General features: G+C 56.4%; 17 protein-coding genes and 1 pseudogene. 15 read left to right on the top strand and 3 right to left on the bottom strand.

Translation table 11 applies throughout. The features are described 5' to 3' along the window. Positions 1-112: 112 nt before the first annotated feature. Positions 113-373 (top strand): annotated as a pseudogene (locus FJU30_RS27110) (transposase); the annotation flags it as partial. Between the two features lie 149 nt (positions 374-522). Here the strand turns inward: FJU30_RS27110 and FJU30_RS09200 are convergent. After that, complete coding sequence (locus FJU30_RS09200; RefSeq protein ID WP_150434649.1) at positions 523-1911, bottom strand: S41 family peptidase; 1389 nt, start codon at positions 1909-1911, stop codon at positions 523-525. Between the two features lie 481 nt (positions 1912-2392). Continuing rightward, positions 2393-3538, bottom strand: coding sequence for a helix-turn-helix transcriptional regulator (locus tag FJU30_RS09195; RefSeq protein WP_150434648.1), 1146 nt, complete (start codon positions 3536-3538; stop codon positions 2393-2395). Positions 3539-4065: 527 nt separating this feature from the next. Between FJU30_RS09195 and FJU30_RS09190 the strand changes: the two genes are divergently transcribed. The 11 genes from FJU30_RS09190 to FJU30_RS09140 all read left to right on the top strand — a co-directional run bounded on the left by FJU30_RS09190 (position 4066) and on the right by FJU30_RS09140 (position 16776). Next, on the top strand, positions 4066-4278 hold the full coding sequence (locus tag FJU30_RS09190; RefSeq protein ID WP_150434647.1) for a hypothetical protein: 213 nt from the start codon (positions 4066-4068) through the stop codon (positions 4276-4278). A gap of 57 nt (positions 4279-4335) precedes the next feature. Then, on the top strand, positions 4336-4839 hold the full coding sequence (locus FJU30_RS09185; RefSeq protein WP_150434646.1) for a helix-turn-helix transcriptional regulator: 504 nt from the start codon (positions 4336-4338) through the stop codon (positions 4837-4839). A 98-nt stretch (positions 4840-4937) separates the two neighbouring features. Beyond that, positions 4938-5516 carry a common pilus major fimbrillin subunit EcpA gene (gene ecpA, locus FJU30_RS09180; RefSeq protein ID WP_150434645.1) on the top strand — a complete coding sequence of 193 codons (579 nt, stop codon included), beginning with the start codon at positions 4938-4940 and terminating at the stop codon, positions 5514-5516. 81 nt (positions 5517-5597) lie between these two features. Beyond that, a complete protein-coding gene (locus FJU30_RS09175) occupies positions 5598-6275 on the top strand; it encodes an EcpB family pilus assembly chaperone (RefSeq protein ID WP_150434644.1) in 678 nt (225 codons plus the stop codon). Positions 6276-6286: 11 nt separating this feature from the next. Next, positions 6287-8830: a CS1-pili formation C-terminal domain-containing protein gene (locus tag FJU30_RS09170; protein ID WP_150434643.1), complete on the top strand. Its 2544-nt coding sequence runs from the start codon at positions 6287-6289 to the stop codon at positions 8828-8830. Continuing rightward, on the top strand, positions 8820-10430 hold the full coding sequence (locus tag FJU30_RS09165) for a fimbrial protein (protein ID WP_150434642.1): 1611 nt from the start codon (positions 8820-8822) through the stop codon (positions 10428-10430). The genes FJU30_RS09170 and FJU30_RS09165 overlap by 11 nt, the downstream gene beginning before the upstream one ends. A 70-nt stretch (positions 10431-10500) precedes the next feature. After that, on the top strand, positions 10501-11181 hold the full coding sequence (locus tag FJU30_RS09160) for a fimbrial biogenesis chaperone (RefSeq protein ID WP_150434641.1): 681 nt from the start codon (positions 10501-10503) through the stop codon (positions 11179-11181). Between the two features lie 506 nt (positions 11182-11687). After that, positions 11688-12674, top strand: a complete 987-nt coding sequence (locus FJU30_RS09155; protein ID WP_150434640.1) for an ABC transporter permease — start codon at positions 11688-11690, stop codon at positions 12672-12674. Between the two features lies 1 nt (position 12675). Next, positions 12676-13593 (top strand): ABC transporter permease, encoded by a 918-nt coding sequence (locus FJU30_RS09150; protein ID WP_150434639.1) that lies wholly within the window; start codon positions 12676-12678, stop codon positions 13591-13593. After that, complete coding sequence (locus FJU30_RS09145) at positions 13590-15326, top strand: ABC transporter ATP-binding protein (RefSeq protein ID WP_150434638.1); 1737 nt, start codon at positions 13590-13592, stop codon at positions 15324-15326. Before FJU30_RS09150 ends, FJU30_RS09145 begins: the two co-directional genes overlap by 4 nt. 310 nt (positions 15327-15636) lie before the next feature. Further along, on the top strand, positions 15637-16776 hold the full coding sequence (locus FJU30_RS09140; RefSeq protein WP_150434637.1) for an amidohydrolase: 1140 nt from the start codon (positions 15637-15639) through the stop codon (positions 16774-16776). Positions 16777-16810: 34 nt separating this feature from the next. Here FJU30_RS09140 and FJU30_RS09135 read toward each other — a convergent pair whose 3' ends face one another. Next, the gene (locus FJU30_RS09135) at positions 16811-18277 is read right to left on the bottom strand and encodes an MFS transporter (RefSeq protein ID WP_150434636.1); all 1467 of its coding nucleotides are present in this window, start codon (positions 18275-18277) and stop codon (positions 16811-16813) included. Between the two features lie 119 nt (positions 18278-18396). Between FJU30_RS09135 and FJU30_RS09130 the strand changes: the two genes are divergently transcribed. The 3 genes from FJU30_RS09130 to FJU30_RS09120 all read left to right on the top strand — a co-directional run bounded on the left by FJU30_RS09130 (position 18397) and on the right by FJU30_RS09120 (position 22262). Further along, positions 18397-19275 (top strand): helix-turn-helix transcriptional regulator, encoded by an 879-nt coding sequence (locus tag FJU30_RS09130; RefSeq protein WP_150434635.1) that lies wholly within the window; start codon positions 18397-18399, stop codon positions 19273-19275. A 184-nt stretch (positions 19276-19459) separates the two neighbouring features. Beyond that, a complete protein-coding gene (locus FJU30_RS09125; protein WP_150434634.1) occupies positions 19460-20860 on the top strand; it encodes an RtcB family protein in 1401 nt (466 codons plus the stop codon). A 499-nt stretch (positions 20861-21359) separates the two neighbouring features. Beyond that, the gene (locus FJU30_RS09120; RefSeq protein WP_150434633.1) at positions 21360-22262 is read left to right on the top strand and encodes an RNA ligase family protein; all 903 of its coding nucleotides are present in this window, start codon (positions 21360-21362) and stop codon (positions 22260-22262) included. Position 22263 lies beyond the last annotated feature (1 nt).

The raw sequence follows: 22263 nt of genomic DNA, 5'->3' as shown, positions 1-22263 counted from the left end.
GGTTACGGGATGTTTTCTTCACGGATTTTGCTTGCGTCATGGTTCGCCCTGTTAACGATTTTACTCGCTTAACAGCATGCCACTAGTCGCGGGCAAGATCATGATGGAGCGACATACTCCGCGCGAACGCGGCGGCTCCGTTGAATCGCAACCGGTGAGCAAAAACCAGATCCGTATTACCGGAATGGGTAGCCAGGCCAGAGCCTGTCGATGTTCGCCAGAGGCATGATCAGCCGCGAGGTCGCCGCTGCATTCAAAGATCTGTATAACACAATTGTGTCCCGGAGATGGTCTGGTATCGAAGGGCATGGCTACCGTGATGGAGCACGTTGCCGAGTGGCAAAACCGGCCACTGGATCTAGCCACGCCGGTCTGCCGCTGGACGCGATGCCCGGCCAGCGGTGACTCCAAAAGACGCGGTTGGCTGACGGTATGGTCAACCGCGAAGCGGTATCGTAACGGAGAGCGAATGTGCTGGATCCGGTGGCGTTCTGACGCGCTAACCCGGCTTTAAGTATGACGTCACTCCTTTGATAGCCAGGTTTGCGCCGCATCAATGTCAGCGTCACGCGCCACCGTTGACCCGGCGTTGTCCGCCGCGGCCTCGACTAACAGGTCAGGCACGATCTGTTTCCCGAATACAGTCCCTTTGCGGTCGACGAAACGACTGGTGGTCAACAAGAGGAGGGAACCATCACAAAGCGGGAACGAAGCATTCCCGGTCGAAAGGCCCGCAGTGGGCCGGCCAAACAGCCGTACGCCTGCCCTGCCGTGGAAAGCGACGGCGACCGCCTCTCCCGAACTGGCTGTTCGCTCATCCACCAGAACGGCTACGCGAGCGTGGTCGAGAGCAGCACTCCCATTTTCGACGCCCGCGCGGGGTATGATCCAGGGACTTACTTTTCCGGTACGATCCCTGAATCCCCCTACTGCGCCGGGCCCCAGCAGCGAATGGAGACCAGCCAGCATCGGCCACATATTGCCGCCGACGTTCCCTCGAAGGTCAACGACCCAGCCTTTTTCCGCCTGACTCGCATGCCGCGCGATGCCGGCGGCCATGCCTTTTGCGAGGACAAGCGCCGATTCACGATCCCGCCCCAGGATGCCGGGCACCTTGACGTAGACTATCCCGGGAGCAAGCGTTTTTACTTGCGGCGCCGATACCGCATACGTGGAGCGCGAATGCTGTTCGCTCTGTTCCGGCGTGAGCAGCTTACTGTGACGATCGCCTAGCGCGGCGAGCAAGTCGCGAATTCTGGCGCGGTCATACCCGGCATCCCGCACGCCATTGACTTCCTGCCGGCCTTCTCCCGGCTCAGAGGCCTTGACCCTATTGGCGAACAGCGCGTGCTGCCGGACCAATGCATCAGCCTGCCCGTAAAGGTCACAGTCCGACGCCAACGCAACGTTCTCGGGCTGCGCGAAGCTCAGGGAAAGATTGGTGGCATCCAGCTTGCCGCGTCCGCTCGCTACCACGCCAAACAACAGCCGGCGGGCGGTATCTGGGATCTTCAATCGTACCTGACGGCGTTCGGTTGCGCTTCCTGCCTGTATCACATGCCTGGCGCTTGAGGAAAAGGACTGGGCCGGCGGCAGGGGACTGTCGCCTTCGATCCGCATCCAGATCGCCACGCCATTCAGGTCGCCTTCCGCCCTTAAGTCGCCAGCCAACGTAGCGATTTCCCCTTGATGGGCGGACACATCGACGCTGCGAACCGCCCCGCCATATTGTGATTCTCCGGAGGAGACTATCGATATGCCGGCAGGTATGTCTACGCCATCGCCGCTGGCCTTGATCTCATATGTCCTGTCGCCGTTTATCGAGTTCCATAACGCATTCGAAGCGGCATGCGCATGAAAAAACGTGAAAAATGCTATGGACAACAGCGTCGTGGTTATAAATTTCCTCATGTCACCCTCGCTAAGCGACTCATGTGTGATCTGTCCTTGTTCTGGCACCCGCTTTGTTTACAAATCCGTCAACGAGCGCGAGGTCTGTATGTCAAGGCAACACGATAATACCCCGGAGTTCAGACGCAGAGCCGTTGCATTGCGGCCCGAAAGAAGCAAGCTCGCTATTCGTATGACGCATAAGTTTGATTTGAAAGAGAACATACTCTACAACCGGCAAACGCGCTATCAGGATAAAGCGGATGCTGCTTTATCCTGTGCGCCGCGGCGATTAGAACAAGCGCTGAAATTGAGCTAAACATCTCAATCTCGCAGGATCGTCGTAATTGCCGGCACGATGCCCCAACTACCGAGCCGCCCCGCCACCCCTGAACGCCATCGGGCGGATGTGAACGCCGCCGCCGGCGGCTCCGTGAGGCGCAGGACGCGCAGAATAATTGAGCGCAGCCAGCGTATCGCAGCCTGAAACCTGCCGGGTATATCACCCTGCGGTTCGATCCACCCAGCAGATAAGTTGACTTAACAATGAGATCAGCTCAATTTTATTTTTCGTGCCGGTTTTACCTAATATTATTTTTATCCGCTGACGGGCATGTTCATAGGTAATGCCGGCCATCTCTGCGGATTCGATCAAACCAAACCCACGGGCTAAAAAATGACAAAGTTTTGCTTCAGTATCCGTAACTCCGTATAGACTTTTTAATAAATTCATATCCAGTTCACCTCTGCGGAGGCTGGCATCCGTAATTGAAATTAAAATTAACGCAGGTGTATTTAACAAGGGACGCCCGAGAACGTTACTGACTCGAGTAAATTTTATAATTAAACTCTTAAGGCCGAACTGTACGCCGAACATCTGTTGTGAACCAAGCGGCGAAGCATTTAATATTTTAACCTTCTCAACCAACATATCATTCAGCGCATTATTTCTGAAGCTAACTACGCCCTGCCGACACCGGACAAAAGCCCCCTCAGAAATAAGCGCCTCGGCGCGAAGATTCATCTCAAACAATTTCATTTTCTCATCCACCACGAGTGACGCGTCCGTTGAAGACAAGGAAATCGCCGCTTCCGCAGCTACACGCTGCCGTATGTTGTTAACACGCTTCTCCTCTGTGAGAACGCTTAGCAGCGGCTGCCTGATGGCGGATAGCAATTGGGCGCAATATGAATCGAGAATTCTGCTGGCGTTGTGCGAGTAATTAAAACAAAGGAAAAAATTATCCCGGGGTCCGGTATCTATTTTTATACCGCACCAGGCAGTTTGCTGTCCTAATTTGCAATGATAATCGCAATAATATTCGGTATTTTTAAACATATAAGCCGGCATTTCCCTCTCGGAAGCAAATATAGTGCCACTGGGTCGGGCGGCAAGCACCGGAGCCCACGGATTAATGCCGATATAATAACGTTTATACTGTTCTGCGATGACGTCATCAACACCATGCCAGTTAAGCGTCAGCGCTTTACTGGCAAATGGGTCATGGTGAACTGAATGCAATGAAGTACCTGGAATGATTTCCGCCATTCTCTTTAACACGTCATCCCAGGTTACTTCCCCCCAGGCCGCACTTTCCAGTACATAGGCTATTTCAACCGCATCATCGTCTAAAGATTGTTTTTTCACTTCAAATTCCCGCACAATTTGAAAGGTAAAATACAAAAAAAACAGACATGCTATTCCTGCCTATAAGATTTTTTTTCGCCACTCCCAAATGGGAGGTTTTAATGCAGAGATTTGTATGCAAAATCTGCCAAACACAGAGGGTTACATTCAACAGTAACTGATTAGGCCTTTTCTCAGAAGGTTATCTGATTGAGAGAAACAGCCTAAAACGATAACGTCAACAACATACGTTAACGACAAAAACAGAAGGTTAAAGAAGGTAATCGATATCAATAAATTAAATGAATTTCAACTTTTTCGCTTACGATTTTAAACTAAAAAACCAACAATAATAGGTTTGTCTATTGCGATAAAGTTATTCCGCCGGATTAATGCTCAAACGCGCCTTTCATCTTGCGCAGCGGGTCCGGCAGGGATTTGCTGACTCGATTTTCGGCCCCCGGACATACAGTTTTACTGCCCGAAAAACACCGGCATCGGCCGGCGAGCCAAAAGCGTCAACGTTGATACCGGAACGATGACGTACGGTGAAATGCGCATTGGTCGCCCGATTTCACCAGGCGGAAATATTCGGCGGAGAGAAGCAGGACATTAGAAAATACGATGTAAAGAAACATCGAATCTGGCGCAAGCGCCATGCGGCGGAGAAGGCCAACAGTCGCGGCGAGCTGTCGCTGAACAACAAAACTGGCGCACGAGCGTTGCAGCAACGCCTGATGAAAAGTTTCACAGTTTTTTAATATGGCCGCTGTTGTCAGGTCAGCGCTTGCAAAAAAATCACGCTGAGGAGTAAAAAAATGGCGGGTTCACCTTTTAATCATTATTTTTTCGATTTGGGTATCGAATACTTACTTGAATTAATTAAAATACGGCAAACCAGCGTCCTTTACCTGGACTTTTCCCGTAAGAATTTCAAAGGTTTTTCATCTAAAACATTTTCGTTATACGTTTCCGACGGAAATAAAGTAACGCTTTTTTGCGATGAGCACACGCTTCCTGTTGCTTTATATCTTCGCGAAACATCGAACAACATATTCATCGTGAGAGCCAGGACGGAAATTTCTTTATTATTGAATGAACTACAGCTAGTAGCCAGGGGGAAACAACCCGACATCCCCGAAGAAAACCAAAAGAACTGTTTGACAAGAAAGGAATACAATCTATTAGACAGCATCTTGCGTGGAAAAAGCATTACTTCTATCGCAGAAGAAAATATTGAATCACAAAAAACAATTTACTCACGCGTTCAAAGCATTACCAGAAAGATGAAGGTGAAAAAAATTGCAATGCTGATTATTTAATTTATTCAGTTTGCAAGAACTTAGGAAAGCCTCCTAAGAAGTCAACCAAGTGCTGCAGTAAAAATAACTATCGGTCATCAAATAAAAAGGAAGTTCCAATGAAAAAACTCGTTTTAGCCACATTAACCGCTTCATCATTCATTAGCTTCTCCGCCTTAGCCGACGTCACGGCGTCCGCCACGGCAAGCTGGGATGCGAGCGCAACCAAAGATACGACCAGCGCCCTGGTCGTCACCCCGCTTAAATCGCTGACGTTTGAATACGCGGAAGGCACCCAGGGATTTAATACCCAGGACGGCGCTTTCGATATCACCATTCAGGGTCAGTCCGGCGCCACCGACTTTACCCTGACCTCCCAGATTGTCAGCAATACCCTGACGCGCAGCGCCGATGCGTCCACGCTGGACGTAGGCGTCGCCTGGAATGGCGCCGCCCTGAGCAACAGCAGCGCAACAACGCTGATCGACACCGCCAACAGCGTTTCTTCCGGTCTGGACGCGCTGGCGGTCAGTACGGCTTACGCCGGCAGCGATCGCACCAGCACCCAGGGCGCCTTCACCTTTTCCATTGACTCCGCCACCTCTGACGGTTCCACCGCGGCCGCTTTCGCCGATCTGGCGGACGGCTACTGGAGCGGCGACGTAAAGGTGCAGTTTACCGCTAACTGGACGGTTTAATCGCACAGCGTCCGCACTGGCGCGTTTTTAATATTGTTCAAAATTAAAGAAGGGGTTCGCCCCTTCTTTAATGGGGTTTTTATGAAGAAGATTTTGATTTTCTGCTGGCCCGTTTTAGTCCTGCTGCCTGTTATGGCTCAGGCTGTCAATGTTGGCGAAGTGACATCCATGATGGCGCCCGATGAATTCAGTCTGTCAAAAGAGATTGCCAATACTACCGATTCCGCACGCTTTGTCAGCGTCACGGTTTACCGCTTATCCTCTCCGATGGCCGAAGGCGTTATTATTCCGATGGAAAGCAAAGTGGAGTTATTATCCACGCCTTCAAGTCTGATTCTGCCAGGCAATGCTAAAGATAATTTCCGTTTTTTCTATAAAGGCCCCAATGACGACAAGGAGCGTTATTACCGGCTTTCATGGACGGATGAGCCCATTACGGAGTCGGGATATACACGAAAAAGCAAACAGGGTCAGGCGACGACGTCCGCCGTTATCAATACCATATTAGTCGTGGGACCACGGAACGAACGCTTCGATTTCAAACGTGAGGGCGCCGATATATACAACACCGGCAATGCGGCATTCCGGGTTATTTCATTTGGCGCATGTAAAGACAAAAAGTTGGAACAGGGGAAAGGATGCCGTGAAAGATATTACATCATGCCCGGTATGAGCGTCAAAATAAAATATACCGACATTACGGATAAAAAAACGCGCATAGGCATTTGGCACGGTAAAACCTATATAAATGTAAAATAAAAGAGCGGAATATGGATAAATGGACGGGTGGCATAAAAGCGTCGGCGCTGGGTATTTTTTTCATTTCTTATTCTTCGCTCGGCGCAGAGAAACAAACCTCGGTCAAGCTGGGCGAGTATATCATCCCCGGCATATTCGCTAATGCGCTGTATCAGGGCATGAATGTTCCCGTTTTTATTAAATACAACGGTGATACGGAAAATAAAAAAAGCCGACAGAAAATCGCTGACGCCGCGCTCGCCATTGACGCAAACGGTTTTCTTATCCGTGAAGTGACGCTGGCGGATTTGCCGAATAATACCGAGTTGTCCCCCGCGACGAAAGCGATGATAACAGGACTAAAGGATAAGCACTTCACCGACGGAACCACGCTACGGCTCGGCGGCGACGCGGCCCTCAATCTGGATATCAAGTCGTTTTATCTTGAGTTGACCGTCAACCAACAGGCGCTTGCCGCATCGATTATCCCGCGCAGTAATTTGCTCGGCGAATCGACGTCAACCGATCTCTCCTCAGTGCTGAATTATACGGTCGGCAGTTATTACAACAAATATGCGAACCGCAACAACGGCAGCAGTTTTATTACGCTGGATAACACAACCTCGCTAAGGGAAAACCACGTCAACCTCAACGGCTCCCTCTACGGACTGGGAACCGGCGACACCAGCAGCAATCTTTATCGCGCCATGTATGAGCGCGACTACCAGGGACGCAGGCTGGCGCTGGGTATGGTTGATACGTGGAATTTACAGTCGATCGCCAGCATGAGCGCCCTGAACTCCAGCAGGATCTATGGGGTCAGCTACGGCAATAAAAGCAGTACGCAGATCGAAGACAATACGCTGTCGTTAACGCCGGTCACCGTATTCTTGCCGAGCGCCGGCGAGGTGCACGTCTATCGTGAAGGACGTTTACTCAGTATCCAGAATTTCGCTATGGGCAGTTATGAAATCGATACCACCCGGCTGCCATTCGGCGTCTACAACGTCGATGTGCAGGTGGTGGTCAACGGCAAACAGGTCAGCAGCCGCATCGCCCAGATCAACAAGACCTTTTCCCGCAAGAGCAGCCTGACCGGCGAGGTGGCGTGGCAAGTCTTTGGCGGCATGTTGCAATATCATCGTATGGATTATCGCCGCGATTTCGGCAGAAATCTGGGGAAAAAAGAGACCTGGCTTGGCGGCGGCGCGGCGGCGCTAACCTTGCCTTACCTGTCCGGGGTCTCGCTAAAATCCACGCTCTACGGCTTCGACCACACCGGCGTGAACGAGAGCGAAGTCAACGTGTCCCTCAATGAAGCGGTCAGCTTTAACCAGCAGGTAATGACCGCGACGGACGCCTCATGGAAAAGCATCAGCACGCTTAACCTGAGCATCCCTGACGGCTATGGCTCATTATGGGGATCCCGCGAATTTAGCCACATCGGCGATAACTTACCGCTTGAAAAAGGCGATTTTTACTCCGCCGGCGCCACGCTAAACCTGAGGAGGCTAACGCCGTATCTGGGCAGCCTGTCCCTCAGCAGAACCGTTAATAACTATACCGGCAATCAATATACCAACGTCGACTACAGCCAGACGCTGTACAACACGCGCTACGCCACCATCCGTCTGCGCACCGGCATACAGCGTTATTACTACAACAATAGCAATGACGATGGCCTGCAGGATAAATACGTCAACATTGAGCTGTCCATGCCGCTGGCGACCTGGCTCAGCGCGGGAGTGTCGAGCGAAAACGGCAATATGCTGGCCAACGCCAGTATCCGTAAACGCTTCGACGACAGCGTGATAACCCACGCCGGCGCGTCTTTAGCCAAACGGATCAAAGGCGGCGGCGGCGACAACCGTTATACCGCGGACGAATATTCACTGAATGGCTTCGCCTCTTACGATACCAAATACAATGCGGGCACGGTGGCGGTGACGCATACCTCGGGAAACAACACCAACCTGAGCCTCAGTTCGCAAGGATCGGTAGCCTGGTCCGGCCGCGATGTGGCGCTCAGCAAGGACAGCCAGCGTTCGGGCGTGCTGGTCAACACCGACTTCACGGAAAAAGGCACGGTTGCGGCGCAGGTTAATGGGCGCACTTATGCCCTGTCCGGTAAATCCAATTTTATCGCCCTTCCCCCTTACGCAAAATACACCGTTGAATTAATGAACGATAAAAACGCCGAGGACAGCGTGGATATCGTCAGCGGCCGCAAAAACAGCGTGGTGCTTTATCCAGGCAACGTGAGCGTCGTTAATCCGGAAATCAAACAGCTGGTGACCGTATTTGGCCGCGTCCGCCACGCGGACGGCAAACTGGCGGTGAATACCGATATTCATAACCATATCGGTAAAACGCAAACCGATGAGAAAGGCGAGTTTGCCATGGATGTGGATAAAAAATTCCCGTTCATCACCCTGCTGGAAAAAAATGGCGGCGTCTGTGAAGCCGAACTCGATTTGCAGGACGCAAGAGGCGCCGTATGGCTCGGCGATATTCTCTGCATCCGCCAAAATCAGACTGCGCGGCAGGAAGAAAAGGAGAGTGAACATGTTTATTAAACTATGCCGGGCGCTGTTTTTATTGTCCTGCCTGACGCACGGCGCAGGGGCGCTGGCCGCGACCGCCATCAGCAGCGGCTCCGGCAGCAATACTTACCTGTTTATCGAAAATAATATTGATAGTGAATATGTCGTTACGCCGGGCGCCCTCGATCCGCGCTTTTCCGGCGCCAACGTCTGGACCAAATATTCGACCAACCAGACCAGTCTGGGTTACATGGGCTATGTCGGCTGGGCGGCCGCCAATGCCTACTATGATATGTGGATCGATAATTCCCCCATCAGCGAGCCGTTGCGCGGCATCCGCTGCATGACGTCAGGCAACACCTGCCCCGCCGTCGGCTACATTGCCGGCGCGACGACCGACGCCAACGGCTTTTACCACGCGCTGGCCGGCAGCAGCGTGTATAACGGCAGCTACGGCTTCGCCTCGTTTTCGGCCTCGGCTTATCAATATTTCCGAGAAAAATCCGTTGGCTCCAGCGATAGCTTTACCCTCAACTGGTGCTATACCACGACCGATTATGACTATGCGGCGGGCGGGCGATGCAAAGATCTGACCAGCAATGCGGCATGGTACTACTACACGCTCACGGCCACCAAAGTCGGCCATTTAACGCTTAACAGCACCGGCGCCATGTCTGAAGTCTGGGTAGCCAGCGACGGAACCCCCAGTGTGAATGCCGGCAGCGACATGTGCAGCATCGGCACCGTCGGCGGCACGTCCGGCGTCATTTGCAAAATGGTGTCTTATTCTTTGCAGCAAACTCAGCAGGTCACCGCCTCATTATATTTCAGAATGGTGCTGGATACCGCCACATTAGGCTTTACGCCGGCGGCCGCCACGGTGAGATACAGCGGCGACGGTTCCACCTGGTACGACTACAGCGCCAATACGACCTATAGCAACGTATTTACCACCTCGGGCAACGCGGTCTACGTATTTCTCTCCAATACGTTCTTTAGCAATATTCTCAATAATGGCGTCACCATTTCCAATAATAACTCGTTGTTTACCTTCTATTTTACTAACGCGCTGACGCCGGAGTCCGGCTATTACCAGTTCACGGCATCCAATGCGCTCAACGTCACGCCGAAAGAATACGGCATTAGCATTGTCGCCACGGACGGCTCGGCCAACCCGAGCGCATCGGGGACCATCGGCAGCGCTTCGCCGATAGAATTTGACTACAAGGTCACGACGTCCGCCTCCCGGCAGGCGGACGCCATCACCGCACAGGTAACGGGCAACAGCACCACCCTCAGCGGTATCCCCTACTGTTTATTTACCTCGGCGGACGGCGAGATAAATGTACCGATCCCGGCCTATTTGTCGTACGTCTCGTCAACGGGCGCGACGGTCGAAAGCCGCAATAGCTGTAGCGAAGCGGCGATTGATATCACCAACGCCAACTGGACGCAAACCGCCTGGAACGCGGCGGTCGACGACGGCTACTACTTTACCACCACGCTGAAGCTGCTGTTTCCGATGAATGATACCCGCTCGCTGTACACGGTAAACGGGGATGAGTGGGCCGGCACGGTCAGCGCCAGCGGCGAAGTGAACGTCAGCGCAACCTGGGTCGGCGTCGATCGGTAAACCGCCGGTCTCCGGCCCCTGAGCGCCGGGGCCGGATAACATCGTCAATTGCGCCTATTGAGAGCATACCGTGAGCAGACACATTATCTTAGCCCTCCTTTGGCTGTTTTCAGCCGGCGTGAAGGCGGTTTATTTTGATTCCATCATTTATGAGATGCCGGCGGACAGAGACTTTATTTCCAGACAGCTGTTTAACGACACGCAAAAGAATAATATCTACACCATTTCCGCTTACCGGATAGACCGCCCCGGCGCAGGCGGAGAACGCCGTTTGCCGATGGAAAATGGCGAATTGCTCTACGCGCCGCTCAAGTTCTCCGTCGACGCCAACGGCAAAGAGTACTTCAAAATTTTTTACCGTGGCCCGCGCGATGATAAAGAGCGCTATTACCGCATCATCTTCAAAGAGTCGCCGCTGACGTTATTCCCGTTTAAACCGGCGCGCCAAAAGACCTACATCTTCCCTGTCGTTTCCATGAACACCATTCTGGTGGTGCGGCCCAGAACATTGCATTTCGCCTACCGGCTGGATGAACGCAACGGAACCTTGCAAAACAGCGGCAATACGTTTTTTCGCGTGATCATTCAAAAGGGTTGCGATGGCGATGATGAAAGTTCGACGCAGTTTTATATGCTGCCCGGCGAAATTTATAAAAACAGACATCTCAGCGATAAAAATAAGAAATATTTAGTGGCAATGGGAAAATATATCAAACTGGGAGCAAACTGCTTTCGTGAAACTCGCCAATAAAATGAAAAATCTAATCATCATCCGCGTATCTGGCTCCAGACCGTCCCTTGGAGACGCGCCTGGCGGGTAGTCCTGCCGCCGGACGGTATCCGCAGCCATGATTAAAGATCTGGTTTCGGCTGTGCCGGACGGATGATGGCCCGTGACCGATTATGCATTTTTGATGCAAGCAAAGCTGAATTTAAACGTTTGTTTCAAATAACCATTCAAATACGATAACCGCACTTATTAAATAATAAAGACATAAGACGTGCGGATAACGCCAGGATCGCTAACCCAATCAGACAAACAGACAAACCGAACGATATAACGCGTTCCAGCGCAGCGTGACGCGGGAATTGCCCGATCTGAATCAGCTGCAGCTCAAGGCTTAATCCCATCCGCAACAACGCGTCCGCGGCTCTCTGACCGGTATTGAAGCCGTCAATGGCGCGCTGGACGCCACCTGGCTGGAACCATAAATCCCCCCGCCTCGCCGCAGACAGGGGCTACGCGAAAGGAAAAAGATGAGTAACCTGGCACGAACATATCGCGTACTGCGACGTACGACACTCCATGCGCTTCCGACCGCTATCGGTATCGTTATCATAGTTTTTTTCCTGCTGCAGCTGGTGCCCGGCGATGCGGCGGACGTATTGGCCGGGGAATCGGGCAGCGCCACCGAGGAAACCATGACCCAGTTGCGCAACCAGTTCGGCCTCGACCAGCCTGTGCTGCAGCAGTTGTACAGTTATCTGAACAATCTGGCGCATTTCAGTCTGGGATTTTCGCCGCGCTATAACGCGCCGGTGACGGATCTGATCCTGTCCCGTCTGCCGGGCACGCTGTTTCTGATGCTGATTTCACAGATAACCGCCGTCGTCGCCGGCATCACGCTGGGTACCGTCATGGCGATATGGGCCGGAAAATGGCCCGATCGCCTGTTGTCCTTGCTGGCGCTGTTGCTCTATTCCACCCCCGGTTTCTGGATCGGTCTGATGGCGCTTATCTTGTTTTCCGTCCATCTCGACTGGTTGCCGAGCGGCGGCAATATCACCATCGGCGCCGAGCTGAGCGGCTGGGGCTACGTTCAGGATATGCTGCGCCATGCCGTGCTGCCCGTACTCGCACTCAGCAGTTTCTTCATCGCCATTTATGCCCGACTGACCCGCGCCGCCATCCTGGAAATCAGCCGGCAGGATTTCGTGCGTACGGCACACGCCAAAGGACTGGCGCCAATTGTGGTTACCGTGCGCCACGTGCTGCGCTGCGCGTTACTGCCGATTACCACGGTGGCCGGTATGCACTTCGGCAATCTGCTGGGCGGCGCGGCGGTGGTGGAAACCGTGTTCAGCTGGCCGGGGCTTGGCCGTCTGGCGCTGGATGCCGTGATGGCGCGCGACTTCAACGTACTGCTCGGCGTGCTGCTGCTATCCGCTTTGCTGGTGATCGTCGCCAACATTCTGGTCGATTTACTGCAGTCCTGGCTCGATCCGCGAATCAAGGTGAACTGATATGAAAAATTCGCTTCCCGAAGGCAGCGCCGCGCCGCCGGTCGGCGGCATCGTTCCGCTGCGAGAAAAAAACTTTCGTCTGTCGCCGGAACTCCGCGCTTTTTTGCATAATCCGGCAGGCATGGCCGGGTTAACGCTGCTCCTGCTGGTGTTGTTGATGGCGTTGGCCGCGCCCTTTATCTATCCCGACGATCCCCTTGATATGGTGGCGCAGCCGTTTTTGTGGCCCGGGCAGGATCCGAACTATCCGTTAGGCACGGATTCTCTGGGGCGCGACGTCGCCGCCGGCATTGTGCACGGTGCGCAGGTGTCGCTGCTGATCGGTTTCAGTTCGGTGCTGGTAAGCCTGTTCATCGGCACGCTGACAGGCAGCCTGGCCGGCTATTTCGGCGGCCGCATCGATGACATATTGGTGCATATCACGGAATTGTTTCAAACCTTCCCCACCTTCCTGCTGGTGGTGGTGCTGGTAGCCATCGGCCAGCCGTCGGTGGGGCTGATATCCTGCGCCATCGGTATCGCGTCGTGGCCGACTATCGCCCGTCTGGTGCGCGCCGAGTTTCGTACGCTGCGCGAAAGCGACTTCGTGCTGGCCGCGCGCAGTCAGGGTTTCTCCAGCCGGCGCATCATCCTGCAGGAGATGCTGCCCAATGCGCTGCCGTCGATTATCGTCACCACCTCCGTCATGGTGGCTTCGGCCATTCTGATTGAATCGGCGCTCTCTTTTCTCGGCTTTGGCGATCCCAACCGCATCAGTTGGGGGTCCATGATCGGCACCGGACGTGAATCCCTGCGCACCGCCTGGTATTTGACCGCGCTACCGGGCAGCGTGCTGGTGCTGACCGTACTATCGCTCAATCTGGTGGGCGATGCGCTCAATGACGCGCTAAACCCACGTCTGCGGGAGAGAAACGCATGACGCCGTTACTGGATATTCAGGATCTGCACGTCGCCTTTCCCGGCCATCAGGCCGTGAGCGGCCTGAATTTAACGATTGCGCCGGGAGAAACGCTGGCGCTGGTAGGCGAATCAGGATGCGGCAAGTCGGCGACCGCGCTGTCGCTGATGCGTCTGATCGCCGCACCCGGCCGCATTAGCGGCCGCATTCTATTCGAAGGGCAGGATCTGCTGACGCTGCCGGCCGCCGAAATGCGCCGGCTGCGCGGCAACGCTATTTCGATGATTTTTCAGGAACCGATGACCTCGCTCAATCCGGTGCTGCCTATCGGGCAGCAGATCGGCGAAACCCTTCGTCTGCATCAGGCGCTGAAGCCGTCCGCCGCCCGGGCCAGAGCCATCGAGCTGCTGGAGCTGGTCAGAATCCCCGAACCGCACCGGCGTATCGACGACTATCCGCACAATCTGTCCGGCGGGCAGCGCCAGCGGGTAATGATCGCCATGGCCGTAGCCTGCCAGCCGCGTCTGCTGATCGCCGACGAACCGACTACCGCGCTGGACGTCACCATTCAGGCGCAAATTCTCGAACTGCTCGATCGGCTGCGCCATGAGCTGTCGATGAGCCTGCTGTTGATTACCCACGATCTGGGGCTGGTGTCGCGCTGGGCCGACCGGGTTGCCGTGATGTTCGCCGGCCGCAAGGTGGAAGACGCGCCGACCGCCCAGCTGTTTAGCGCGCCCGCGCATCGCTATACGCAAGGGCTGCTCGCCACTTCGCTGCACATGGTTCAGGACACGCACTACCATACCAGCCGGCTGGCGGAGATCCGCCACGGGATGGAAAACGATGAGCCGACCTTCACCCTGTTTACGCCGCCGGCGTTGCCTGTACGCATACCGGACCAAAAGGCCCGGCCGCTGCTGTCGCTCAAAGGCATTCGTACCGAATACCCGACGGCGCAGGGCAGCATCGCCGCCGTAGACAATGTGTCGCTGGATATTTTTCCCGGCGAGACGCTGGGCCTGGTGGGAGAATCCGGCTGCGGTAAATCCACGCTGTCGAAAACCATTCTGCGCCTGCTGCCCTCGGTGCAGGGCCAGGTTATTCTTGACGGTCAGGATATCACCAATCTGAAAGAATCGCGGCTGCAGGCATTGCGGCGTCAGGTGCAAATGATATTTCAGGACCCCTACGCCTCGCTCAATCCTCGTCACGACATCGGCCATATTCTCGAAATACCGCTGATTGTGCATAACATTGGCAACAAAGCCGAACGTCAGCGGATAATCCGCCAGATGGTCGATCGCGTCGGGCTGACGCAAAGCAGTCTGACGCGCTATCCGCATGAATTTTCCGGCGGCCAGCGCCAGCGCATCGGTATTGCCCGCGCGCTGGTCGTGCGCCCCCGGCTGGTTATCTGCGATGAGCCGGTTTCCGCGCTCGACGTGTCGATCCAGGCTCAAATCCTCAACCTGCTGGTCGAACTGAAAAATGATATGGGGCTGTCGTTGCTGTTTATTTCCCACGATCTGGCGGTAGTGCGCTATATCGCCGACAGAGTAATGGTGATGCAGCACGGGCGCTGTGTGGAAAGCGGCGATTACCGCCAAATCTGGCAACAGCCGCAGCATCCCTACACCCGTCAGCTTATCGATGCGGTGCCGGGCGGCGCAGGCAACCGCGAAACGGGTCGCGCCGCGTTCATTACAACGCCCTCCGTGGCGACAGCATCCCGCCGCCCGGAACCGGCATAGCGGTTGCGCTGCACCGCGACGCCGCCGCGAATCGCCGGGAGCTTGCCCGATAATTCGGGTGACAAATCCGCCGGACGCGGATTTGCACGCCGCTGACGACGGCCCGCCCCGGAGGGCGTAAGCCACAAAAAACAGCGCGCCCCCAGCCTGCAGTATGGTGGTTGGTGGTTGGTGGTTGGTGGTTGGTGGTTGGTGGTTGGTGCAGTCGATTAATCCGTTTGATAATTAACTTATCAGAAATAAATCTTTGACCGCCGATAGCCTCATGATTAATTTACAACTTTTGATTTACAGGTAAAAAAACCGATATATGACCGCAACCTTAGCTGACAAACTCACCGCATGGCGCCGGGAATTGCACCAATATCCGGAACTCTCGAATAATGAATACCAAACCACAGAAAAAATCACCGTCTGGTTACGCGAAGCCGGCATCGATATTTTGCCGCTTGCGCTGAAAACCGGCGTGGTGGCGCAAATCGGCCGTAAGCCCGGCCCCACTATCGCCCTGCGTGCGGACATTGACGCCCTGCCAATAGATGAGCAAACCTCGCAGCCGTTTATTTCGCGCCATCGCGGCGTGATGCACGCCTGCGGGCACGATATCCATACGTCGATCATGCTCGGGGCCGCGCTGCTGCTTAAAGCGAACGAAGCGCAGCTGGCCGGCAACGTACGCATTCTGTTTCAGCCGGCCGAAGAAACCTTCAATGGCGCCAGTCAACTGATCGACGCCGGCGCGCTACAGGACGTAAGCGCGATTTTCGGCGCGCATAACGCCCCCGATCTGCCGGTGGGCGAGTTTGGTACTCGCTCCGGCCCTCTGCATGCGAATGTTGATCGCTTCGAAATTTTTGTGCGCGGCAAAGGCGCGCATGCCGCCCGTCCGGAACAGGGAGTGGACAGCATTGTGGTGGCGGCGCATATCATCACCGCGCTGCAAACGCTGCCGAGCCGCAGTTTCAGCGCGCTGGACTCGGTGCTGGTCAGCGTCACCCGCATCGGCGGCGGCAATACCTGGAACGTACTGCCGGAACAGGTGGAACTGGAAGGCACCGTACGCACTCACAGCGTTGACATCAGGGCCGCGGTGCCGGAAAAAATCGCCGCGCTGATCGGCAATATCGCCGCCGGATTCGGCGCGCAGGCCGAACTGCGCTGGCACTCCGGCCCGCCCACGCTCATCAATAATGGCGAATGGGCGGATTTCAGTAAAGCGGTCGCGCGGCAGGCGGGTTATCGGGTACACGATCAGCCGCCGCAAATGGGCGGCGAAGATTTCGCCTTTTATCTGCACCACGTCCCCGGCGCGTTTGTCAACATCGGCTCCGCCAGCGAGTTTGGGTTGCATCATCCGCGCTTTAATCCGGATGAAGCCGCCATCCTGCCGGCGGCGCGTTACTTTACCCTGCTGGCGGACAAAGCGCTGCAAAAACTGGCTCATCAATAGAGCCGATGCTGACGTTATCGCGGACGGCGCGACGTCAGTCGCGCTGCGCCCGTAAAGCCCCGGCGCGGCGCTCCGTCGCCGCCCGCGCCTGGCGCCGTTCCCGCCGCCACATCCAGCCGGCGCCGAGGACCAGCAGCAGCATAACGCCCCACTCTACGCCAAGAACGGCAATCAGCGCCGTCGCATAGTCGTCGCGGGTGATATGCAGCGTCTGCACCAGTACCGTACCGCTCATAATCGGCCCGACGCCCAGCGCCGCCTGCTGTACGGTGGACAACAGCGCGCTGCCGGATCCGGCATGCGAAACGGGTACGTCAGACAGGCCGATGCGGTAAAAACTGCTCACGATAAACGCCTGACCGAACCCCACCAACAGCGTGGCGGGCAGCAAACTAAAAATCGTCGGCGTCGGCCACGTGGTGGCTATCGTCGCCATCAATAGCAGCAGACCGCTCATCTGAATGGCGCAACCGATAAGCAACGTACGGATTTTGCCGATCCGTTCAGTTACTCGCCCGCTCAGCAGCGACGAGAAAAAATAGGCCAGCCCAAGGCCGATAAAACTGTTGCCTGACTGCAGCGGCGAGAATCCGCCGCCGGACTGCAGAACATAAGCGACGGCGAACATAAATCCGCTCCAGCAGGAGAAAAACAACACCCCGGCGGCCAGACCAAAGCGGACGCTGGGCAGGCGCAGCAACGTCGGCGGCAACAGCGGCGCCCGCTGGCGCCGTTCCTGCCGACACTCCACCCACCACAGCAGCGGAAAACACGCCGCGCTCGCCAGCAGCGCGACGATGCAAGGCCACGGCCAGTGCCAGAGCGGCCCCAGCGCCAGCGGGAACAGCAGACCGGCGATGGCCAGCGCCAACAGCGTGCTGCCGGACAGGTCAAGATGCACCCGCTTCTCCCCCCGGGTGTCCGGCACCCACAGCGGCGCAAACAGCACAACCAGCAGGCAAAAAGGCAGATTGACCAGAAAAACGCTGCGCCAACCATAGCCGCCGATATCCAGCTTCAACAGCACGCCGCCCAGCACCTGCCCGACGATAAACGCCAGACCGCCTATTGCGCTGTAAATGCCCAGCGTTCGGGCATGCCGGCGCCCGCGCAGACACACATGGATGGTCGCGAGGATTTGCGGCACAATCAGCGCCGCCCCAATTCCCTGCAGCATTCGCGCCAGCAGCAACAGCCATACGCTTTGCGCAATGCCGCACAGCAGCGACGCCACGCCGAATATCGCCGTTCCGCTGATAAATACCCGGCGGCGCCCCAGGTTATCGCCCAGCCGACCGCCCATCGCCAGCGAAACCGCAAACGCCACGCCATAGACCGAAACCACCAGTTCAAGCTCCGACGGACTGGCGGACAACGCCCGCGCCATCGCTTCCAGCGCCACATTGACAATAGAAAAATCAATCATCGGCAGCAGTTGCCCGGTGAGTAAGACGATCAGGCCGATACGGCTTAATCCTGATGCCAGAGAAACCTGTTTCATTCGTTTGTACCCGTTGTATTCATTGCCTCTGAGCGCTAGCATCACAGGTAATTTAAACGGGTACCAGTTCTTGATTATGCTGGTATAAATACTACCCGCCAGACGCGGAGAACTTTTAAATGGCGACAATCATGACCGACGTCCCCGCCAACGACGCCGGCCAGCACAACCGAAAGACTCTGGGCGCCTACCTGCGCGCCCGCCGTGAAAGTCTCGATCCCGTGCGGCTCGGTTTGCCGGTTCCGCGCAAGCGGCGCACGCCGGGGTTACGGCGGGAAGACATTGCGCAACTGGCGGACGTGGGCATTACCTGGTACACCTGGCTGGAACAAGGGCGTCCGATCCGCACCTCCGCCAAAACCATGCTGGCTATCGCCAAAGCGTTGCAGTTCAATGAAGACGAAACCCGCCATGTGTTTATGCTGGCCAGCCTGCCTTATTCGCCCGCCGCACGCGCCATTTGCGAAAAGCTGACCGAAGATCATCAGTTGATTCTTGATCGGCTTAATCCCTTTCCGGCCGTGATTATCAACGCGCGCTTTACCATCCTCGGATTTAACCAATCCTGGTGCCGGCTGCTGAATATCGATCTGGCCAACATTCCGCCGGAAGATCGCAACTGTATTTATCTGGCCTTCAACAATGCCGACTGGCAGTCGCGGCTGGAGGATTTGCATGAGATCCTGCGCCACATGGTGGCGATGTTTCGCGCGCGCATGGCCGAGCACAGCGGCGATCAGGTGTGGGAAGCTCAGCTGCAGCGTTACCTGGACGAGTCCGACACCTTCCGCCAGATGTGGCAACAGCGCTACGAGGTTCAGGGCGTCAACGACAGGATAAAGCGTTTCCGCCACCCGCTGTTGGGCACGATCTCACTACGGCAGATCAACTGGTGGACGGCCTCTCACAACGGCGATCGCCTGCTGGTGTATATGCCGAACGCAGAGCAGGACGCCATGCTGCTGGATCAGCTCTCCCGGCTGGATTTCCCCTGTTGAATCGGGGAGCGCTGGCGCTCGTTGCTTTCTCCCCCCGGAGCAAAAACGCCGCTGACCATTTACAAACCCGTCGCTTCGCGGCTAGAATAGCCGCGCTGATCACTTCCTGAATTGCTGCTGCAGGAAAAACCCCCTTCTCCCTTTAATGTGGGAGGAGCGTTTTTTTGTTTTTCCAGGTAGCGCCATGTCTACATTTACCCGATTACAAAAACGTTTATCCCGCCTCGGGATAGACAGCGAATACCGCAATGCAACCTACCGTTTCCGCCGCCATCAGGCCGAAGCGCAGGTTTTGTTGCCGGAAACACTGCCGCTGGAAGAAAAAGCGGTACAACAGCTGCTTGATTTCGCCTCTGTTTATCTGCCGGGACACGATGCCCGCGTTCATTGCGCCAGAGCGACGCCGGATTTCCATCCCGGCGCCATCGCGCCGGTCGGCAGTATCGTCGCCACTACGCCGAATATGGTGATCCCGGCGGCCATTGGCACCGATATCAACTGCGGCATGCGTTTGCTGTCCACCGGCATTCATTACGCTGAAGCGCGCGAACGGCAGAGCGAGCTGACTGAGGCGCTCAGGCGCCGGCTGCTTTTCGATCGGCGCGATGTTCCGGTGACGCCGCAGTCGTTTTCAGCGCTGTTTGACGAAGGATTGCCCGCCTGGCTGGCGTCGCTGCCGCAGCTGGGGCTGTGGCGCGAGGTCGATCTGGCGCGGCTGGCGGTTGAATTGAACCGCATTGCCGGAACCGACGCGGTCCGGTCGCACGCCCGCCACGCCCCCGCCGCCTTTTTCGCGCCGCGCGATATTCTGCGCCCCGCCAGTCTCGGCACCGTCGGCTCGGGCAACCATTTCGTCGAACTGCAGGTGGTCGATGCCATTTTCGATCGACATGCGGCATATCGCGCCGGTCTGCGGGAAGGCGAAGTCGTCGTCATGATTCACACCGGCTCGCGGGATGTCGGTTTCTATGTCGGCCAGCGCGGGATCGATAGCGCCAGGGCGAGCTGGCCCGCGGGCGAGAAATATCCGGCGTCGGGGCTGTTTGCGCTGGCTGACCGACAGGCAGACGAATATCTGGAGGCCATGGGGGTGGCCGCCCGCTATGCCTGGATCAATCGTATCGTATTGACCGAATTGATCCGCAGCGCGTGGCAACCGATTTTTGCCCGCGACGACAGTAAGCTGATTGTCGACCTGTCGCACAATATCATCCTGCAGGAACGCGGCATGAATCTGCACCGCAAAGGCGCCACGCCGGCGGGAGCCGGGCAATTCGCCTTAATCCCCGGCTCGATGGGCGATTACTCCTGGCTGGTCGCCGGTCAGGGACATCCTGACTGGCTGTGGTCCTGTTCACACGGCGCCGGCCGCGCCGAACGCCGGCAGCGGATGCGAAACCGCGCCGATGCGCCGCCGCGGCCGGACGCGTTGCCCTGGCAATGCATTACGCTGAAAGAGGAGCGACTGCGCGAAGAGGCGCCCGCCGCCTATAAACCGGTAACGCCGGTGATTGAGGTACAGGAGCAGGCCGGATTGATCCAGCGCATCGCCCGGCTACGCCCCTGGATCACGTTCAAAGCCTGACGCCTGGGCGCGCTGGCGCATAAACGGCGTCGCGGCGGTTTATCAATATCTCCCGCCGCGCATTTTCGCCCCGGACGGATCCGTATCCGCCCGGGGTTTTACGCCGGCGTCGTCGACCGGTCCTCAATTTTTTTCGGCCCGGGACTTGCCGTCGCGCGCCGACCCCGTTAGAATCGCGCCGTTTATTTATCCTATTCACCTTATTCGCTATATGGAGCCCTACCGTGCCCTGTCTGTCCGCCACCCATTAATACGCCGACGACTGCATTAAGCAGCCTCGATTCGGCGCAGTCTGCGCCAGCGTTGGCTGCGGTACGGGTTTCACTATGTTCCGGCCTGTGACGGACAGGCTGGTCATAACTCTTCCGCTACCTTCTTCCTGCGACTCTGTTCTCCGGCCTGCCCGGCGGATAGCGCGTCGACTCGCGTGCGAATACCTTCGTCGGCCCCGCTTACCTTAACGGGCCTGGCCGCGCCAATAACGCGGCGGGCGATCAACATGTTTCTATCTGCACTACCACTATTGAAATACCCGCGCACGCCCCACCTGGAAGGGTCGCGCTTACAGCCCGGCGACGATGCCTCTGACCAGACGCCGCTAAAAGCGCTGGCCGGACGCTACGTGGTGATTGAAGAGAAAATCGACGGCGCGAACGCCGGCGTATCCTTCAGCGAAACGGCCGAACTCCTGTTGCAGTCGCGCGGTCACTACCTGACCGGCGGCGCCCGCGAGCGGCAGTTCAATCTGTTTAAACGCTGGGCCACGGCGCATGAGTCGCGCCTGTTCGATCGACTGGAAGACCGCTTCGTCATGTATGGCGAGTGGGCTTACAGCAAGCACTCGGTGTTCTATGACCGTCTGCCGCACTACTTTAACGAGTTCGACCTCTATGACCGACGCTGCGGGCGATTTCTGTCGACCGCGCGGCGTCACGCGCTGCTGGCCGGTTCGCCGGTGCTGTCGGTGCCGGTGCTGTATGCCGGCCCGATGCCGACCCGACCGGCGCTGCTGTGGAAACTGGTATTCCGGTCGCTGGCCAAAAGTCTGGTCTGGCGTGCGGCTTTCGAGGACAGCGTGCGGCGTCACGACCTGCCGCCAGCCCTGAGCTGGCGGCAGACCGACCGCTCCGACAGTTCGGAAGGGTTGTACCTGAAGGTCGAAGATGAAGAGCAGGTGCTGGCGCGCTATAAGCTGGTGCGGCGCGATTTTGTCCAGACCATTCAGGACAGCGGCTCACACCATGCCAGCCGGCCCGTCCTGCCTAACCGCCTGGCGGACGACGTGGATATTTACGCGCCGCAACCGCGGGTCAACTGGCAATCGCTGGGATTGCGTACGCTGCGTTCGCTGGATGAACTGAACGCAATCACGCTGGACGAACTGCAGGGCGATCGACCATGAT

This window comes from Affinibrenneria salicis (genome assembly GCF_008710095.1).
The sequence above is the reverse complement of the archived record's forward strand: the minus strand, read 5'-3'. Positions and strand labels throughout refer to the sequence as shown.